A 17,326-nucleotide genomic window follows, 5' to 3' on the forward strand; every position below is an offset into this window, starting at 1 on the left:
ATAACTTAATCAGAATGCTGCATAGCATCTAATAAATCTTGTTTGGTAAACGGTTTTTTGATGTGCTTGTGCATGCCAACTTGTTTACATCTTTCCGTGGTTTCGTCGCAGGCATCAGCGGATAACGCGTAAATTAGTGGTTTGGTCTCCAAATCCATCGCATTGATTTCTTTTGCTGCCTGAAAACCATCTTTCACGGGCATATTCAAATCCATTAGGATATGTTCATAACTAGGGCCATTTGCAACCATATCTAAGGCTTCTTGGCCATTTTGTGCGGCATGCACTTCAGTGCAGTGTGCTTGCAGCATATTGATGGCTATTTCAAGATTAATATCATTGTCATCCACCACTAATACTCTGCCAAAGCGTTTATCGGGCGCTTTGTGACCAACGTAGCCGTTCACTTTTTCGTGATTGGATGCACTCTGCCTCACCGCTTTGGGTAAATTAAGACTAAAGGTAGTTCCTTTTCCTACTGATGACTCAACGGTAATAGTATGTCCCATTGCACTTGTCAGTTTTCTAACGATTTCTAGGCCTAAACCGGTGCCTAAAAAACCATAGTCTGTTGCCAGTTCATCTCGGCTGTAGGCATCAAATATCCGCTTGGGTGACACAATACCGATACCGGTATCAATGATTTTCAATTGCACACTGCTTTGTTCAGCGATAATCTCAATTTTTACACTACCTTGCTCGGTAAATTTAACGGCGTTGTTGACAATATTGGTGATCACCTGCGTAAGCCGTACTTTGTCCGAAAGCACTACAAGGTCTTCATTTTTTGGATAGACAACACTTAAATTTATCCCTTTGTCTTTTGCCTTTGCCTCAAAAAGGCGGTGCACATAATCGACCACAGATTTTAAGGAAATAGCTTCGATGTTGACTGAGAATACTTCGTCATTTAGTTCTGAGATCGCTAGCAAGTCATCGAGCAAATAAAGTAGTTGTTTTCCACATTCAGAAATTGTGCTGACGGTGCCTACGACCTCAGCACCGAGATTTTTGGCTTGTAGGTTTTCCGTCAGCCCAAGTATGCCGTGTAAAGGAGTACGGATTTCATGTGACATTCTGGCAAAAAATCGCTCCTTTGCCTGAATACTTTGTTGCACTTTTTGTTCGAGCTCAAAGCGCTTTTGCGCTTGCAACAATGAACGTCTTAGTCGGTCTGAATTGATCTCATTTTTTAATAAAAAATCTTGTGCCCCAGCTTGCAAGCACTCTAATGCCAATTCATCGTCCAAGCTCCCGCTCATCATTACAACAGCGGTGCGGCTAGCCATCGGTGCCTGTCGCAATTGCTTGATCATCTCTACGCCACTCATTTGTGGCATGGAGCAATCAATTAAAATGACATCAAATCTTTCTTCTGAGGCTTTTTTTAATCCCTCTATTGCACTCGAAGTCTGATAAATATTGTTAATAGTGGGAGTTAAACTTAACTCTTCACGGATGATTTTACGATCATACGCATCATCATCCACCAACAAAACATTCATTTCGTGTACCAAAATATTGTCAGCCATCTGTCGCTAGATATTCTTTTTAGTTTATCGACAGGAACGTGCATTCCGAGAATGCTTTTATCATGGCTTTTTACAAAAACAGCCGACATTATTGCTTTTGCGTTATGTTAGCAATACTTGAGTATAAAACAGGCAGTTTATATTTTGCACGTATTGTTTAATATATAAACGTTTTAGCTTGTGAGAGGTAGCAGTAATGACAGGCAAAGAGTTCATAAAATTTTTAAGCAAACGAGGCATTCCACTTAGTTGTATTGCGTCGAAGTTAGGTTGTAAGCTTGCCAATCTGCGCGCCATTGAAAAAATGGATGCAGTACCAAAGTTTTACCTTGAAGGTTTCTTTGCTAATTTTAAGGATTCATTGAGTAAAAAAGATAAAAAACGTCTCATGCCCTAGGGCTTGTTGGTCTCTTATGTACAAACAGGCGCCAGAGTCTGTTGCCGAATACAAAAGATTTGCGTATTGCGCGGAGTAAAGGTTTAATAAACTTATCTTTTTTATTGAGCGTTCAATACATCTCCATGGATTTTTTTCTGATATTGGTTGCATTTTTATGCGGCTTTGCCTGTAAGTTTATTCATTTACCTCCCTTGGTCGGCTTTTTAACTGCCGGTTTTGTAATGAATGCCTTAGGTTTTTCAGCGAACGACACCATTGAAACTATCGCTAACTTAGGCATAACCATTATGCTGTTCACTATCGGGCTAAAGCTAAACATTGCCGATTTGGCTAAGCGTGAGGTTTGGTTGGGTAGTATTGGGCATTGCGCAGTTTGGGTAATGATAATTGCGGGGTTCATTTCTCTTTTAACCAGCATATCACTCCCCTATTTTGTTGATTTAGATATAAAACAAGCGGCTTTAATAGGTTTTGCTTTTTCGTTCAGTTCAACGGTATGTGTGGTCAAGATATTAGAAGAGAGTGGCGAAGGTAAAACTCGTCATGGAAAAGTGGCAATCGGTATTCTAGTAATGCAAGACATTTTTGCCGTGCTATTTTTGGTGTTTGCTACAGGAAAGCTCCCTTCTATTTACGCCTTTGCTCTATTTTTGTTGATCCCCTTTGCTCCTTTATTCAAACGCTTATTGAAAGAAGCGGGACATGGCGAATTACTGCCTTTGTGTGGGTTTGTCTTTGCTTTGGGAGGCTACTATCTGTTTGAATCTGTTGGCGTAAAAGGTGACCTAGGTGCATTGATTTTAGGGGTATTGTTAGCGGGCAATTCCAAGTCGGTAGAATTGTCTAAATCTTTGTTAAGTTTTAAAGATCTGTTCTTGATCTGTTTCTTTTTATCCATTGGTTTGACTGCCTTGCCCACACCTGAAATGGCCTTAATTGCTTTGGGCTTTACGCTCTTGTTGCCGGTTAAATTTGCTTTGTTTTTTATCTTGTTTACCAAACTCAGACTACGCGCTCGCACGTCTTTTTTGACCGGTGCAGTCATGTCTAATTACAGTGAATTTGGATTGATCGTTGCAGCGCTAGCGGTAAGTTTACAACTTTTAAGTGCGGATTGGTTGGTGATCATAGCTTTAAGTGTATCGTTTTCCTTTGTGATCACCAGTGTATTTTATCGACGCTCACACGACATCTATCACGAATCCAATCATTTAATGCACGGGTATCAACACCCTGTCCCACTTGCTGAAGATATTTACCCGAGTTTCAATAGTGTCGAAGTACTGGTGCTCGGTATGGGGCGAGTTGGTACGGGCGCGTTTAGGGCATTATCGGGAGAGCTTGGCAATGCCGTGTGTGGTATGGATGCCGACGAAGAAAAAGTCGCTCGCCTACAGCATAACAAGCTAAACGCCATTCATGGCGATGGTGAAAATGTAGATTTGTGGGAAAGCGCCGACATCTCAACACTTAAATTGGTTCTGCTTGCACTTCCCTCTATCGAAGACTCTGCCAATGTCACCAATCAGCTGCGCAATGCTGGGTATAAAGGAAAAGTAGCGGCAATCGCTCGCTATGAAGATGAGGTCAAGCCCTTGTTGGAAAAAGGCGTCGACCATGTATTCAACTTTTTCACCGATGCCGGTCTAGGTTTTGCTGAAGAGAGCTTAGATATATTAAAACAACAAAGCAAAATCACAACTTAAATCGAATCATTAATGAGAATCATTATTTTTATAAATAACTGATATATAAGGATAAATTTGATTATTATTGCCAGCTAAGATATAATTCGCGTGTTTTTAATCATTGGTGAATCCATATGAAAGGCGATACCGCTGTTATCAAAGTTTTAAATGATGTGCTTACCACAGAACTCACGTCGATCAATCAGTATTTTTTGCATGCGAGAATGCACAAAAACTGGGGTTTTAACAAATTAAATAGCGCTGCTTATAAAAAGTCGATATGTGATATGAAGCAAGCTGACAAGCTTATAGAGCGAATATTGTTTTTAGAAGGTCTGCCCAATCTTCAAGCACTAGGAAAACTCTTTATCGGTGAAGATACCAAAGAGTGCATAGCCTGTGACATCAAATTTCAGCTTAAAGAAATTCTTCAATTAAAAGAGGCAATTGCCCTTTGCGAGGCAAATCAGGATTATGTAAGTAGGGAACTCCTATCATCACTACTCGATGATGAGGAGGAGTACTTAGATTGGCTAGAAACACAAGAGCATCAAATGGATGCCCTAGGTATGGACAATTATCTGCAAGCGCAAATAGAGGAGTAATATCATGAACGGCAATACAAATGTAATTAAGGGCTTGAATGAACTGCTCGGGTATGAACTTGCAGCCATGGATCAGTACTTTATCCATTCTCAAATGTATTTGGACTGGGGCTTAACTAAGCTTTATGAGCGCATCAATCACGAATTCGACGATGAAAAAGGCCATGCAACCAAACTCATCGAACGCATGTTATTTTTAGGTGGCGTACCAGACATGCAAACCCGTACAGGCCTAGAGATAGGTACGGACGTTGAGGAGATGCTGGCAAGTGACTTGCGTGTCGAATACGAGGTGGCAGCAAAGCTCAAAGAGGTTATCAGTATTTGTGAACAAGCAAAAGATTTTGTGAGCCGAGACATGTTGGTGGTGTTGTTGGACGACACAGAAAACGATCATGCACATTGGTTAGAACAACAACTTGGTTTAATTAAGCGAATTGGCTTACAAAACTACACGCAATCACAGTTATAGGAAAAATATTGGTCTTCTCACCCAAGGTCAATTGCGGGTGATAAAAAATACACTAAAAGGCGATGAGACAAACTCTTCGCCTTTTTTTATTGTAAATTGTAACTGCCATTGCATTTCTTCAATATTACACGACCCCAAAAACGTTGTGCCTTCATTAATCTTTTTTCCTTGCTCGAACATAACTGGAGTTCTGCCCATGTACATATTTACGCCTTCGATGTGAGCACTGTTTATTTGGTAGCCACTTGGGAGAGAAAAAACAATACTCAGCATTTCTTCACTTATCGGCATCTGTTTAAAATTTATGCTTATCGCCCCGTATTTACTGGTAATTTCACATTGATTACTTTGTAAACGGCAGGCAGAATCACGATTTAACACATCATTAACACCCACCTGTTTGTATTCGGAAAGCAATACCAAACAAAGGAATGTAGCCAGTATGACGAGTCCTGATATCGTTTTTTTATTCACAATTTGTTAACCGTAAACTTTCCTTTATTGACCAAGATCAATCACCTTAGTGTTTATGTATCTTTTTGTTATTAAAAACTTTATCATGCACACCTGAATAGTTAGGAGTTTACTTTTCTTAAACGCACCACTCAACAAGAGGCTGTTTATTTTTGTTTATTTTTTGTGTTGGTTCTAAAATTGGATAAGACAAGGCGTAGTTGGCGCAGTTTGGTGGTTCCAAACAAGACAACTACAACGAAGAACTATCCAATTTTAGAGCCAACCCTTCGGGCTGTGGCCATTAATTCGTCACACAGCCTCTAAATTCACTCATTTGGAACCACCAAACCACTTGAATTTAGCGTTGTTTGACGAATTAATGGCCGGCAGCAGAAATAATAAACAAAGATAAACAGCCTCTAGGATGACTAATAATAAAAGTAAAATCACCCTGTTCTAATTCCATTTTATTTCTATACACGGAAATTTTTAGTTATGAGCGAAACAAGTCAAGTTAAGCCAAACTACAACTACAAAGTAGTGCGGCAGTTTACCATCATGACGATTGTATGGGGTATTGTGGGTATGTCGGTCGGCGTATTAATAGCTGCTCAGTTATTTGCGCCAGCCTTAAACTTTGACATTCCATGGCTCACCTACTCTCGGCTTCGACCTTTACATACTAACGCAGTGATCTTTGCGTTTGGTGGATGTGCATTATTTGCTACCAGTTATTACATTGTACAGCGCACTTGTCAGGTCAGGTTGTTTAGTGACAAATTAGCTACCTTTACCTTTTGGGGTTGGCAAGCGGTTATCGTGTTAGCAGCCGTTACCTTGCCACTAGGTATCACAGCTAGTAAAGAATACGCTGAACTTGAGTGGCCAATCGACATTTTGATAGCCCTAGTCTGGATCGCTTATATCATTAACTTTTTTGGCACGTTGATTATTCGTAAAACATCGCATATATACGTAGCTAACTGGTTCTTAGGCGGTTTTATGCTCACAGTTGCGGTATTGCATATCGGAAACAGCATGGCAATACCTGTAAGCATGACTAAGTCATATTCTATTTATGCAGGTGCGGTTGATGCCATGATGCAATGGTGGTACGGGCACAATGCTGTAGGCTTTTTCCTAACCGCTGGATTCTTGGGTATGATGTACTACTTTGTACCGAAGCAAGCGGGTCGTCCTGTATATTCCTACCGCTTGTCTATCGTGCACTTTTGGGCCTTGGTATCTCTCTACATTTGGGCGGGTCCACACCACTTACATTACACTGCCCTGCCTGACTGGACGCAATCACTCGGTATGGTCATGTCAGTTATTTTGTTTGTCCCATCATGGGGTGGCATGATCAACGGTATCATGACCTTGTCTGGTGCTTGGCATAAATTGCGCACTGACCCTATTTTGCGTTTCCTTATTGTTTCTTTGTCATTTTATGGTATGTCGACCTTTGAAGGGCCCATGATGGCAATCAAAACTGTCAACGCTTTATCTCACTATACTGATTGGACTGTCGGTCACGTCCACTCTGGTGCACTAGGTTGGGTAGCCATGGTTTCTATCGGTTCGGTTTACCACTTGATCCCTATCCTTTTTGGTCAACCCAAAATGTACAGCACTAAATTGATTAATATCCATTTTTGGCTAGCGACTATCGGCGTGGTTTTATACATTGTTGCGATGTGGATGTCTGGTGTACTACAAGGCTTAATGTGGCGTGCAGTCAATGCAGACGGCACTTTGACCTATTCATTTGTAGAATCCTTAGAAGCCTCAAAACCATTCTACGTGGTGCGCTTTATTGGCGGTGTGTTTGTCGTCGCAGGTATGCTAATTATGGCCTATAACTGCTATCGCACAGTCACAGCACCTAAATCGGCGTCTGTCGAGGGTGAATTAGCTTTGGGAGGTGCCAAATGAAAAATCCACATGAGTTAATCGAAAAAAATGTAGGGCTGTTGACTATATTGATTTTAGTTGCGATTAGTTTTGGTGCCCTTGCTCAAATATTACCTCTGATGTTCCAACAGCAAGTCCTTGAACCTGTCAAAGGCTTACGCCCCTACACGGCTTTGGAAATGGAAGGGCGTGATATATACATTCGCGAAGGTTGTGTCGGATGTCACAGCCAAATGATTCGTCCGTTCCGCGCAGAGACAGAACGCTACGGTCACTATTCCGTTGCCGGTGAATCTGTGTGGGAGCGCCCGTTTTTATGGGGCTCAAAACGCACGGGGCCAGATTTGGCTAGAGTTGGCGGAAGGTACAGTGATGAATGGCATCGCGTTCACCTTATCAACCCTCGTAATGTGGTGCCAGAATCTAATATGCCTGGATATCCATGGTTACAAGAAAACGTATTAGACGGAAAAGACATTGCCAAGAAGATGGAAGTCAATCGCATGCTTGGTATGCCCTATACCGATGAAGATATTGCCGGTGCCAAAGCCGCTGTACAAGGCAAGACCGAGATGGAAGCCTTGATCGCGTATCTTCAATCACTTGGCACCCATTTAAAATAATGGACCAGGGAGTAATCGGCAGTATTTTTACTGTTATCGTTTTCGTAAGTTTCGTTGGCGTTGTGATTTGGGCATTCAGTAGTCGAAACAAAGACAAGTTTGATGAAGCCGCTAATCTCGTTTTTGACGACGACAACGAAGAGGCAACTAACAAGAAAGACCAGGAGTCTTAAGCCATGAGTATGTTTTGGACAATTTGGATCAGTGTAATTAGCCTAGGCACTATAGTCGGCTGTTACTTTCTGCTCCGCTGGACACTTGCAAATAAAACAGGTGTCGATGAAGGCGATGAAATGGGACATGAGTTCGATGGCATCGTTGAATTAAATAATCAATTACCACGTTGGTGGACAATTTTGTTTTGGATAACCTTAGTTTGGGGAATTGGCTACTTATTCGCCTACCCGAGCTTAGGTGGCTACAAAGGCCTATTAGGCTGGGAAAGTTCAAACCAAGGTGTACTATCACTTGAAGAGTCTGAAGCGGAATTGCGAAAAGATATCAACGATGGTGCGTGGAACGAATATGCGCTAGAAGTAAAACAGGCGGAGGATTTGTTCGACCCAATCTTTGAAGAATACGCAAAAGTACCTGTGGAAGAACTCACTAAAAATGATGAAGCGGTACAAGTTGGCAAGCGTTTATTTTTGCAAAACTGCGCCCAATGTCACGGCTCTGATGCACGTGGGCAGCGCGGTGGCTTCCCTAACCTAACAGACAATGATTGGCTGTATGGTGGCAGCGGCGCAAAAATTAAAGAGACCCTAATCAATGGACGGAACGGCTTAATGCCAGGTTGGTTGGACGCATTTGGTGAACAAGGCGTGTCTGAAGTTGTTGCCTATGTATTGAGTTTAAGCGGTAGAGATGTCGATACTAGTCTAGCTAATGCTGGAAAGTCCAGATTTGCTGCATGCGCCGCTTGTCATGGCATGGACGGCAAAGGAAACCAAGCACTGGGTGCACCTAATTTGACCGATAACATATGGTTGTACGGTGGCACAGAGCGTGCAGTTACTGAGACTTTAAACTACGGTCGCAACGGCGTCATGCCGGCATTTAAAGACACATTGGGTGAAGACAAAATTCATGTTGTCGCCACTTATGTGTACAGTTTATCGAACTAGTGTCGTTGTAGCTCATCGATAAAAGTGCGGTAAATGTGCAATAAAATTCGTAGTAAAAAGGCCTCGTTTTGCGAGGCTTTTTTGTGTAGATTCAAAGCTTTAATAAGTAAATAGAGAGGCCTATGCAACAAACAGATGTCACGCCTTGGTATAAGCAGTTTTGGCCTTGGTTTTTGATTGCTATTCCCTTGTCTTCTATCATAGTTGGTAGCATCGTTTTGCGATTTGCAACAGATGGCACAAATACCTTGGTTGTGGATGATTACTATAAGGAAGGCAAATCTATCAATGCGCGTCTAGATAAAATTGAAAAAGCCCAAGCCTTAGCCATCAGCACTGAACTGAGTTTCGAGAATTCGTCTGTTGTTGTTACATTTTTGTCAGGTCAACCTGATGATGGTACAGCTTTAAAACTCAATTTTTATCACGTTACCCAAGCACATCGTGATGTTGAATTACTGCTTACACGCGATGCGCAGGGGAATTATCGCGCTTCAGTAGATTTTAATATTGAGGGGAAGTGGCGTATTCGCTTAATGCCAATCGACGAGAGCTGGAAATTGCAAAAGAAGCTTCGTTTACCGCAAGCGTCACCTATTAAAATGATCCCCTAGACGGCTTTCCGTGTTGCATAAGAAAAGGAATAACACGTTCAAACAATGAGTACGCATTTAATATAGAACATGAGCATTATTGTACCTGAAAACGCTTGCTACCATTGCGGTCTACCTAATACAGAAGGCAATAAATACCTAGTCAAGATAAAGCAAGTAGACTATCCAATGTGTTGCCCTGGTTGTTATGCGGTAGCGAGTGCAATCGTCGACAATGGACTAGAGAGCTATTATGAATTTCGTACTGAATTAGCGGAACGTGGTGATGCCGCGCTTGATGCTACCATGGCAAAGCTAGCAGTATACGACGAACCTGAGCTACAAGAAGAATTTGTATTTGATCAAGGTAAACATAAACAAATTCAATTGACTATTGAGGGTATTAGTTGCGCAGCCTGTGCTTGGCTGATTGAAAAGCAGTTAGCCAAACTTTCAGGCATCAAACAAATTGCAGTGAATGTCGCTGCTCGTCGAGCTATGGTAACGTGGGACGATAAAATTGTTCAGCTATCAGGCGTCCTAAAACGTCTAAAACAAATTGGTTATGATGGGCTACCTTTTCAGCCCGATGATCACGAAGCTTCATACAAAAAAGAACAAAAATCTTACCTTAAAAAGCTAGGGCTTGCGGGGATCATGACCATGCAAGTCATGATGTTAGCGTTTGGGCAATATTTTGATGTATTTGGTAATCTTGAAGCAGATACCATTGGCTATTTTAATGCGGTTAGCTTACTACTGACAACACCCGTTGTACTGTATTCCGGTAGCGTGTTTTATTTGAGTGCGATAAAGGCGTTTCAAGCTTACACAGTTAATATGGACGTGCCTATCAGTGTTGCGATACTCGCTACTTACATCGCTGGCTTGTTGGCAGTGAATAGTGAAGGCGGCGAAGTATATTTTGAATCCATATGTATGTTTGTTTTCTTTCTGTTGGTCAGCCGATTTTTAGAGCATCGATCGCGACATAAAGCAGCTGAATTGTCTTCTAATATGCTAAAACTGATCCCCGTCACCGCATCAAAGTGGCAAGAAGGCGCATGGCATTCTGTACTTGCAAAACAACTACGAGTAGATGACAAAGTCATGGTAAAAGCGGGAGAATCGATTCCGATAGACGGTACTATTGTCGAAGGGCAAACAACGATAAACGAGTCTATGTTGACCGGTGAATTTGCGCCGGTGTTAAAAACAGTTGGGGATCCTGTATATGCAGGTACAATTAATCAAGAAGGGACAATCAGCCTAGCGGTTTCAAAAAGCATTAAATACGCAGTGATGAACCAGATACTGCGTTTACAGGAAGTTGCCCTTTCGAGTAAACCTAAAGTGGCACAAATTGCTGATCAATTTTCGCGTTATTTTGTGTTGGCAGTGCTACTGATTAGTGGTTTGAGTTATGCGTACTGGCATCACCAAGGTAATCCAGATGCATTTTGGATTACGATATCCATTTTGGTAGCAACCTGCCCTTGTGCACTTGGCCTCGCAACACCCTCAGCGCTTACCTGTGCGATGGCACATTTAAACAAAAAAGGCATTTTATTAAAGCGTGCAGATGCGCTGGAACAAATTACCCTAGCCAGCGATATTGTATTCGACAAAACAGGCACACTAACGCTTGGCGAGTTTTCAATACAAAAGATGCATGTGAATCAAGCACAAATCACATCATGTCAGTTGTTCAAAGCTTTGTATGCAGGCAAGCTAAAAACACTTGAGGATCAAAAACAGGCTGTACTCAATGTAGCCGCTAATATTGAACAATATTCAGAACACCCAATAGCGAAAGCCTTTTCGCTCGAACAAACACTTAGCTTAAATGTAAGTGCAGTCAATATTGTGATTGGTAAAGGCATTAGTGCACAAATTGACGGCTTTGAATGCCATATCGGGTCAAAGGCGTTGATTGCTGAGGTTTTGGTTAAAAATAGCAGTAGGAGCAACACTCAGCTTGATACAAACTTTACGCTCAGTGACGCCAATGTCTACATGCTTGTTGACGGCGTGTTGATTGCTGAATTTTGTCTCAGTGATACACATCAGCCCGAAGCCGCTCAGCTTATTAAACAATTGAGTCAATACAAACTATCAATACTCAGCGGTGATGAGCAAGCTAATGTCGAGAAAGTGGCGGATGAATTAGGGGTTAAATACGCCTATGGTAATAACACGCCAGAACAAAAACTTCAGTTTGTGAAAGACGCACAGGCTGCTGGTCGCTCCCTCATTATGCTCGGTGATGGCATTAATGATGCTCCTGTGCTTGCCGCTGCCGACGTTTCAGTTGCCGTTGGCAAGGCCTCAGATTTAGCGAAAAACGCCGCTGACCTTGTCCTGCTGGGCTTTCGCTTGAATGCGTTGCATGATTTACTCAATATGGCCAAGCGCACTAAAGCAAAAATAAAACAAAACATTGGCTGGGCGCTGACTTATAATTTTATTGTATTACCGTTTGCCATCAGTGGTATGTTAAGCCCGTGGCAAGCTGCTTTAGGTATGTCAGTGAGTTCGATCATTGTCGTGTATAATTCTACTCGTCTAATGAAGTAGAGTGCGGTTCAGCATCAACCCTTAAATGGAATTTAGCGATATTGAGTGTTGAACTGTGCAAAGTTGTGTAGTTCTGATAAATCGATCCTAAGAGAGAAATCGAATGAGTATAATTTATGTGCTTATCCCCCTAGCAGTCATCATTGTATGCATTGGCGTAGCAGTGTTTTTTTGGGCTGTGCGTAACAATCAATTCGATGATTTAGAGCGACAAGGTTATAGCATTTTGTTTGACGACGACATTGAGCAGGGTGAGCAGCAACAAAACAATGAAAACCTAAGGTTGAGTGAGGATAAACCCTCTCGAACATCTCATCCGAGCGATCATGCAGGAAATTAACCTGCTCGCTGCCTTTTTTATTGGTATTGCTGGCAGCGTTCATTGTGTAGGTATGTGTGGGGGGCTTGTAACCGCCTTTACTTTTGGCATGCCAGTTAACGCAAATAAACAGCTATTTACCCTTGCATACAATTGCGGTCGCATTTTATCCTATACCTTGGTTGGCACTTTCACTGGTTATCTTGGTAGTATCGTCAGTTCAGCCAATCACACTGATTTTCCCATACTCGAATACATTAGCATTGGCTTTTTAATCTTGCTCGCGTTGTATATTAGTGATCTGTGGAAGGGCTTGTCTTACCTCGAACGCCTAGGCGGCTTACTATGGAGGCGAGTACAGCCATTGAGTAAGCGATTTATACCAATCAAAAACACTAAGCACGCCTTTGTATACGGCATGATTTGGGGCTACCTCCCCTGTGGTCTTGTATACTCTGCGCTTACGTGGAGTCTGGCTTCAGGGAGTGCCGTTAACGGTGCGCTGCTCATGCTAGCTTTTGGTTTAGGTACCCTACCCGCACTGCTGTTAATTAGTTTTGGTGCTAAGCAACTTGTCCCCTTACTTCAACACAAAGTATCGCGATATGTTCTCGCATTGACGCTTTTTTCAAGTGCAGTTTTTTTGCTTTTTCGCTAATTAACGAGTAAATTGTTTCGAATAGTCACTAGCACAATTGCTTCATCCCTGAGAGCTTGGTATGTCCAATAAATCCAGTCTATCCATTCATTGTCAAAGTTGTAGTTTTAGTCATCTTTGTTTACCCGTTTCGCTTAACAAAACAGAGATGGCGTCTTTAGATGAAATTATTGAACGTAAAAAACCGCTGCATAAAAATGATAAGCTAATAAGCAGTGGTGATGCTTTTCAAAGTCTTTTTGCGGTTCGCTCGGGATCTTTTAAATCTTATATCAGTGATAAAGATGGTGTTGAGCAGATCATAGGCTTTCATTTTCCAGGCGATATTATTGGTTTTGATGCACTTAAAAACGAAATTCACGAGAGTTACACCCAAGCTCTAGAGACTGCAATGGTTTGTGAGTTACCGTATGAAACGCTTGATGATATGTCGATGAAGTATCCACAATTGCGAAAGCAAATAATGCGCTTTATGAGCGCAGAGATTAAGCATGATCATGATCTTATGATGTTGCTAAGCAAGCGTAGCGCAGAAGAAAAGCTCCTATATTTTATCTCACATTTGTCTCAACGCTTTGATGAACGAGGCTTTTCGGCCAAGCAATTCAATTTGTCTATGACGCGCAATGAAATAGGCAATTACTTAGGTTTAACCGTTGAAACGGTTAGCCGTTTACTCACCAAGTTTCAAAAAGATGCGTTAATAAAAGTAGATGGTAAACTGATCACGATAATCGATCCTCAAGCAATCAGCGATCGTTTACCGGATACTAGCGTCGCGGTCTAATAGGGCGCTGGAAAACAACAATACAGCAGCCGATTGAATATCCTTCACAACCCTTGCAAAATTTATTTTTCACGGATGAAAAACCAAAGCGTATATGGATATACTCGCAGCGATTTTGCAAGGGTTGTGAAGGATATTCAATCGGCTGCTGTATTGTTTGCATGATTCCCCCGTTAGCGATTGTAATAATTTTAGCAAGCCTAAAAAAAAACCAAAAGTTATTGTATACTTCAGGCGTTTTTTCGTAAGTATCAAGATATATGTCTGTAAATATTAAAAACTCTAGCAGTTTCAACAAACTGCAAAAGCGTATTCGCCGTGAAGCAGGTAAAGCTGTAATTGATTTCAATATGATCGAAGAAGGCGATCACATTATGGTATGCCTGTCGGGGGGTAAAGACAGCTATGCCATGCTGGATACCTTGTTATACCTCCAAAAAGTCGCACCCATTTCGTTCACGCTCGTCGCCGTAAACCTCGATCAAAAACAGCCCGGTTTTCCAGAAGAAGTATTACCCAATTATTTGCAAGGCTTAGGAATCGATTACAAAATTGTAGAAGAAGATACTTACACTATCGTAAAAGACAAGATCCCTGAGGGTAAGACAACTTGCTCACTGTGTTCGCGTTTAAGGCGCGGTATTTTATATCGCGTTGCGCAGGAGTTGGGAGCAACGAAGATCGCACTCGGGCATCATCGCGATGATATCTTAGAAACACTATTTTTAAATATGTTCTACGGTGGAAAACTAAAATCAATGCCACCTAAACTGGTAAGCGATGATGGCAGCAATATAGTGATTCGTCCTCTCGCCTACTGTAAAGAAAGCGATATAGAAAAATACGCTCGACATATGGCCTTCCCTATCATTCCGTGTAACTTGTGTGGTTCTCAAGAAAACCTCCAGCGGAAAAATATTAAACTGATGCTACAAGACTGGCAAAAGCGTTTTCCGGGTCGTATAGAATCTATGTTTACTGCGCTTCAAAATATCGCGCCCTCGCATTTACTTGATAAAAGTTTGTACGACTTTTCAGATCTAAGAACAAAAGAAGGTGGAGAAAGTCAGGGCGACACGGCATTTGATCCGATAGACATCCCCCTATCTTTTAACAACGAGCAGCAAGGCATTGAAGACATGGAAAGTCAGGAAAGTATTGCTATTGTCGAGCTGAAATAATAAGGAAAGTATAGTGAAAATTGGACTCGCATTGGGCGCAGGGGCAGCAAGAGGATGGGCGCATATCGGTATCATAAAGGCACTCGAGAAAGTAGGTGTTAAGGTTGATGTGGTAGCGGGCTGTTCAATTGGTGCGTATGTTGGCGCCGCTTACGCTAGCGGAAAACTAGAAGAACTTGAAGAATGGGCTTTCACGCTGACTGAATGGCAAGTATTTGGTTTACTTGGCATCGGGTTTCGACGCGGAGGTTTAGCCACTGGCTTAAGAGTATTCGAAAAACATCGCAATGAGTTTTGCGCGCCCTCTTTTGAAACAATGAACAAACCCTTTGCGGCGGTAGCAACCGATCTATACTCAGGAAAAGAGGTTGTATTTGATCGAGGGGATGTTAGTAACGCAATTCAAGCCTCATGTGCAATTCCCGCCTTATTTACACCAATTGAAAACAATGGTCGATGGCTGGTTGATGGTGCCGTCGTTAATCCTGTTCCCGTTAACCAATGTCGGCAATTAGGGGCTGATTTTGTGATTGCAGTCAATCTCTCGGCTGATTTTCGTCCGCAACTCATGCAAAAATGTGAGCCTGAGCACAAGCGCATCCAGGAAAAAACAGATGAATTCATGGAAAAAGGCAGCCCAGGATTTATGAAGCAATGGTTTTCCCCTGCGCCAAAAGGCAACAAGAAAAATACGCCGCCGGGTATCATGAGTGTCATGAGTTCGTCTTTGGAGATTCTACAAGCTAGAGTGACACGTTCAAGGTTGGCAGGTGATCCACCTGACTTACTAATAGAGCCACAACTCCGTGACGTTGGTCTATTGGAGTTTCATCGTGCACAAGAGCTTGCACACCAGGGAAAAGCGGCAGTTGAACGCCTTGCTAAACAAATTGAGTATCAACTAGACTTGCAGAATAGAAAAGACTGTTAAGGCTTATTTTGATGTTATTGCGGTTATGCGTAATGGAGTGCTTGGCAAGTTTAGTGTAGGCAAATTATCAAATTGCTTTTTGTCTACCGTAAGCTCTCCATTCACAATCACGAATGCGCTATTTTCTAATTGTTGGTTAAGACCGTTCTCAAAATAAAACCGCAAACCAACCACTGAGGGCATCATAAAAGACAATAAGCCTCCCATATCATCAAAAAAAGCATGGTATTGGTCAAACAAATAGCGTAGTTCTTTTGGCGTGTAGCTTGTTTTTAAGTAGTTTTCTTTGGTTTCAAGTTGAACAGACATGTCGCATAAATTGGCCTTGTCTTGTAAATCTAATACGACCCTTGCATCGGCGAGGCGCAGTGCTTTTTCACTGGGCACAGTAAAACGATGTTCGTCACTGAGCGCCAATGGAATCTGTTTTTTATCAGTACTTATTACTGCAGACGCTATGTCACAGAGTCGATTCTCATGTATATGCTTAAATCCAAATGCAAACTGTAGCGCTTCGGTCTCCTCATTATTCAGTTTTCTTACATGGCTGTAAAAGCGTTTATATTCAACTGAGATTTCTTCTGCACTGACGAGCGCTATTGGGCATGAGAGCGCAAATCCACTTGCGATACCAAAAATAAAATTGCGCTTCATACAGAAATTAATTCCTTGTTTACTCGTATCATTTGTTTTAACTCATCGACATACTCTTCGCCACGCTCAGAGTAACGTGTTAACCCTTCAGCCAATTTACTAGCGGAGATAGCCTGCTGATTCTCTCGGAGTCTTTGTCTAATATTGCGCAATTCGGCATAAGCAGGATGGCGATTGATATTGCGCATGTAGTTATACATAGCACTGGAGAGGTCATCAAATTTAGCCACTTCGTGCACTGCGCCAGGATTTCTGCGCGAAGGTACAAACCCGCAATTTTCAACAAAGCACCAAAGGCCAAAAAAATTGTAACCTTTGCGTGCAAATCTCGATGTTCCCCAAGCAGATTCATTGGCACTTTGTACTAAGACCAGTTCAAGTGGAATAATATCAATCTTTTTGAGTAATCGACGGTACATAATTTCCCGACTCAAGCCTTCGTCAACACGATATTCCTTTAATAGCCAGTCCAATTGTTCCTGTTGGCTAGAGGTGAACGCCTCCCCCATCAACTCTTTGGCTCTTAAGCCTTGCACATATTGCCGTACCGTCATGATATAGTCATTTTGTGCTTGTACTGCGGGTCGCAAATATTCGAAAAAAGCACGTTTTTTTTCTTCGATATTTTCGTATTTAGCAAAATTGGGGACAGGTGAAGTGTCGTCCTCTAGCTCTGGAATATCCGAAACGAGGTGTTGCTGCGGTTGAGATAAAATGATGGCTAAGACGACAATGACAACAAATAATGTCGCAAGCAATATTACTTTCGCTTTATGAAACGTGCGCGATTTCATAAAAGTAAGGTCTAG

General features: G+C 42.0%; 19 protein-coding genes. 15 read left to right on the forward strand and 4 right to left on the reverse strand.

The genetic code is table 11. The annotated features are described in order from the left end of the window. Positions 1 to 5: 5 nt before the first annotated feature. Complete coding sequence (locus ACFOHL_RS08790) at positions 6 to 1,532, reverse strand: response regulator (RefSeq protein WP_376919852.1); 1,527 nt, start codon at positions 1,530 to 1,532, stop codon at positions 6 to 8. A 196-nt stretch (positions 1,533 to 1,728) separates the two neighbouring features. Here ACFOHL_RS08790 and ACFOHL_RS08795 point away from each other — a divergent pair, with 196 nt between their 5' ends. The 4 genes from ACFOHL_RS08795 (at position 1,729) to bfr (ACFOHL_RS08810) (ending at position 4,697) form a co-directional block, all read left to right on the forward strand. Continuing rightward, positions 1,729 to 1,929 carry a hypothetical protein gene (locus tag ACFOHL_RS08795; RefSeq protein WP_376919853.1) on the forward strand — a complete coding sequence of 67 codons (201 nt, stop codon included), beginning with the start codon at positions 1,729 to 1,731 and terminating at the stop codon, positions 1,927 to 1,929. A 125-nt stretch (positions 1,930 to 2,054) separates the two neighbouring features. After that, on the forward strand, positions 2,055 to 3,638 hold the full coding sequence (locus ACFOHL_RS08800; RefSeq protein WP_376919854.1) for a cation:proton antiporter domain-containing protein: 1,584 nt from the start codon (positions 2,055 to 2,057) through the stop codon (positions 3,636 to 3,638). 116 nt (positions 3,639 to 3,754) lie between these two features. Continuing rightward, entirely contained in the window at positions 3,755 to 4,225 is a 471-nt protein-coding gene (gene bfr, locus ACFOHL_RS08805; protein WP_376919855.1) for a bacterioferritin, read from the forward strand. Between the two features lie 4 nt (positions 4,226 to 4,229). Further along, the gene (bfr, locus tag ACFOHL_RS08810) at positions 4,230 to 4,697 is read left to right on the forward strand and encodes a bacterioferritin (protein ID WP_376919856.1); all 468 of its coding nucleotides are present in this window, start codon (positions 4,230 to 4,232) and stop codon (positions 4,695 to 4,697) included. Positions 4,698 to 4,724: 27 nt separating this feature from the next. Here bfr (ACFOHL_RS08810) and ACFOHL_RS08815 read toward each other — a convergent pair whose 3' ends face one another. Then, the gene (locus ACFOHL_RS08815; RefSeq protein WP_376919857.1) at positions 4,725 to 5,171 is read right to left on the reverse strand and encodes a hypothetical protein; all 447 of its coding nucleotides are present in this window, start codon (positions 5,169 to 5,171) and stop codon (positions 4,725 to 4,727) included. Between the two features lie 477 nt (positions 5,172 to 5,648). Here ACFOHL_RS08815 and ccoN point away from each other — a divergent pair, with 477 nt between their 5' ends. The 11 genes from ccoN (at position 5,649) to rssA (ending at position 15,863) form a co-directional block, all read left to right on the forward strand. Next, positions 5,649 to 7,088, forward strand: a complete 1,440-nt coding sequence (gene ccoN / locus ACFOHL_RS08820) for a cytochrome-c oxidase, cbb3-type subunit I (protein ID WP_376919858.1) — start codon at positions 5,649 to 5,651, stop codon at positions 7,086 to 7,088. After that, complete coding sequence (gene ccoO / locus ACFOHL_RS08825; protein ID WP_376919859.1) at positions 7,085 to 7,690, forward strand: cytochrome-c oxidase, cbb3-type subunit II; 606 nt, start codon at positions 7,085 to 7,087, stop codon at positions 7,688 to 7,690. Before ccoN ends, ccoO begins: the two co-directional genes overlap by 4 nt. Next, positions 7,690 to 7,863: a cbb3-type cytochrome oxidase subunit 3 gene (locus tag ACFOHL_RS08830; protein ID WP_376919860.1), complete on the forward strand. Its 174-nt coding sequence runs from the start codon at positions 7,690 to 7,692 to the stop codon at positions 7,861 to 7,863. Before ccoO ends, ACFOHL_RS08830 begins: the two co-directional genes overlap by 1 nt. 3 nt (positions 7,864 to 7,866) lie before the next feature. After that, entirely contained in the window at positions 7,867 to 8,817 is a 951-nt protein-coding gene (ccoP, locus tag ACFOHL_RS08835; RefSeq protein WP_376919861.1) for a cytochrome-c oxidase, cbb3-type subunit III, read from the forward strand. Positions 8,818 to 8,939: 122 nt separating this feature from the next. Further along, the gene (locus tag ACFOHL_RS08840; RefSeq protein ID WP_376919862.1) at positions 8,940 to 9,431 is read left to right on the forward strand and encodes a FixH family protein; all 492 of its coding nucleotides are present in this window, start codon (positions 8,940 to 8,942) and stop codon (positions 9,429 to 9,431) included. Positions 9,432 to 9,500: 69 nt separating this feature from the next. Continuing rightward, positions 9,501 to 11,987: a heavy metal translocating P-type ATPase gene (locus ACFOHL_RS08845; RefSeq protein ID WP_376919863.1), complete on the forward strand. Its 2,487-nt coding sequence runs from the start codon at positions 9,501 to 9,503 to the stop codon at positions 11,985 to 11,987. 103 nt (positions 11,988 to 12,090) lie between these two features. Continuing rightward, on the forward strand, positions 12,091 to 12,327 hold the full coding sequence (ccoS, locus tag ACFOHL_RS08850) for a cbb3-type cytochrome oxidase assembly protein CcoS (protein ID WP_376919864.1): 237 nt from the start codon (positions 12,091 to 12,093) through the stop codon (positions 12,325 to 12,327). Next, positions 12,314 to 12,964, forward strand: a complete 651-nt coding sequence (locus ACFOHL_RS08855) for a sulfite exporter TauE/SafE family protein (protein ID WP_376919865.1) — start codon at positions 12,314 to 12,316, stop codon at positions 12,962 to 12,964. Before ccoS ends, ACFOHL_RS08855 begins: the two co-directional genes overlap by 14 nt. A 61-nt stretch (positions 12,965 to 13,025) precedes the next feature. Next, complete coding sequence (fnr, locus tag ACFOHL_RS08860; RefSeq protein ID WP_376919866.1) at positions 13,026 to 13,751, forward strand: fumarate/nitrate reduction transcriptional regulator Fnr; 726 nt, start codon at positions 13,026 to 13,028, stop codon at positions 13,749 to 13,751. 260 nt (positions 13,752 to 14,011) lie between these two features. Further along, a complete protein-coding gene (gene ttcA / locus ACFOHL_RS08865) occupies positions 14,012 to 14,932 on the forward strand; it encodes a tRNA 2-thiocytidine(32) synthetase TtcA (protein WP_376919867.1) in 921 nt (306 codons plus the stop codon). Between the two features lie 13 nt (positions 14,933 to 14,945). Next, positions 14,946 to 15,863, forward strand: coding sequence for a patatin-like phospholipase RssA (gene rssA / locus ACFOHL_RS08870; protein ID WP_376919868.1), 918 nt, complete (start codon positions 14,946 to 14,948; stop codon positions 15,861 to 15,863). 3 nt (positions 15,864 to 15,866) lie between these two features. On the opposite strand, the gene ACFOHL_RS08875 is transcribed toward rssA, so the two are convergent. Together ACFOHL_RS08875 and ACFOHL_RS08880 are read right to left on the reverse strand one after the other, a co-directional pair. After that, on the reverse strand, positions 15,867 to 16,517 hold the full coding sequence (locus tag ACFOHL_RS08875; protein ID WP_376919869.1) for a DUF2987 domain-containing protein: 651 nt from the start codon (positions 16,515 to 16,517) through the stop codon (positions 15,867 to 15,869). Continuing rightward, positions 16,514 to 17,311: a glucosaminidase domain-containing protein gene (locus ACFOHL_RS08880; RefSeq protein WP_376919870.1), complete on the reverse strand. Its 798-nt coding sequence runs from the start codon at positions 17,309 to 17,311 to the stop codon at positions 16,514 to 16,516. Before ACFOHL_RS08880 ends, ACFOHL_RS08875 begins: the two co-directional genes overlap by 4 nt. Between the last annotated feature and the right edge of the window lie 15 nt (positions 17,312 to 17,326).

The organism is Agaribacter flavus (genome assembly GCF_042646125.1).
Classification (GTDB): domain Bacteria; phylum Pseudomonadota; class Gammaproteobacteria; order Enterobacterales; family Alteromonadaceae; genus Glaciecola; species Glaciecola flavus.

Excerpts from the sequence above, each read along its gene's own strand:
- bfr (WP_376919856.1), top strand. The coding sequence starts at position 4,230 with ATGAACGGCAATACAAATGTAATTAAGGGCTTGAATGAACTGCTCGGG.
- ccoS (WP_376919864.1), top strand. The coding sequence starts at position 12,091 with ATGAGTATAATTTATGTGCTTATCCCCCTAGCAGTCATCATTGTATGC.
- ccoP (WP_376919861.1), top strand. The coding sequence starts at position 7,867 with ATGAGTATGTTTTGGACAATTTGGATCAGTGTAATTAGCCTAGGCACT.
- ACFOHL_RS08875 (WP_376919869.1), bottom strand. The coding sequence starts at position 16,517 with ATGAAGCGCAATTTTATTTTTGGTATCGCAAGTGGATTTGCGCTCTCA.
- ACFOHL_RS08830 (WP_376919860.1), top strand. The coding sequence starts at position 7,690 with ATGGACCAGGGAGTAATCGGCAGTATTTTTACTGTTATCGTTTTCGTA.
- ccoN (WP_376919858.1), top strand. The coding sequence starts at position 5,649 with ATGAGCGAAACAAGTCAAGTTAAGCCAAACTACAACTACAAAGTAGTG.
- ccoO (WP_376919859.1), top strand. The coding sequence starts at position 7,085 with ATGAAAAATCCACATGAGTTAATCGAAAAAAATGTAGGGCTGTTGACT.
- ttcA (WP_376919867.1), top strand. The coding sequence starts at position 14,012 with ATGTCTGTAAATATTAAAAACTCTAGCAGTTTCAACAAACTGCAAAAG.
- ACFOHL_RS08800 (WP_376919854.1), top strand. The coding sequence starts at position 2,055 with ATGGATTTTTTTCTGATATTGGTTGCATTTTTATGCGGCTTTGCCTGT.
- ACFOHL_RS08840 (WP_376919862.1), top strand. The coding sequence starts at position 8,940 with ATGCAACAAACAGATGTCACGCCTTGGTATAAGCAGTTTTGGCCTTGG.
- ACFOHL_RS08855 (WP_376919865.1), top strand. The coding sequence starts at position 12,314 with ATGCAGGAAATTAACCTGCTCGCTGCCTTTTTTATTGGTATTGCTGGC.
- ACFOHL_RS08795 (WP_376919853.1), top strand. The coding sequence starts at position 1,729 with ATGACAGGCAAAGAGTTCATAAAATTTTTAAGCAAACGAGGCATTCCA.
- ACFOHL_RS08790 (WP_376919852.1), bottom strand. The coding sequence starts at position 1,532 with ATGGCTGACAATATTTTGGTACACGAAATGAATGTTTTGTTGGTGGAT.
- ACFOHL_RS08845 (WP_376919863.1), top strand. The coding sequence starts at position 9,501 with ATGAGCATTATTGTACCTGAAAACGCTTGCTACCATTGCGGTCTACCT.
- bfr (WP_376919855.1), top strand. The coding sequence starts at position 3,755 with ATGAAAGGCGATACCGCTGTTATCAAAGTTTTAAATGATGTGCTTACC.
- fnr (WP_376919866.1), top strand. The coding sequence starts at position 13,026 with ATGTCCAATAAATCCAGTCTATCCATTCATTGTCAAAGTTGTAGTTTT.
- ACFOHL_RS08880 (WP_376919870.1), bottom strand. The coding sequence starts at position 17,311 with ATGAAATCGCGCACGTTTCATAAAGCGAAAGTAATATTGCTTGCGACA.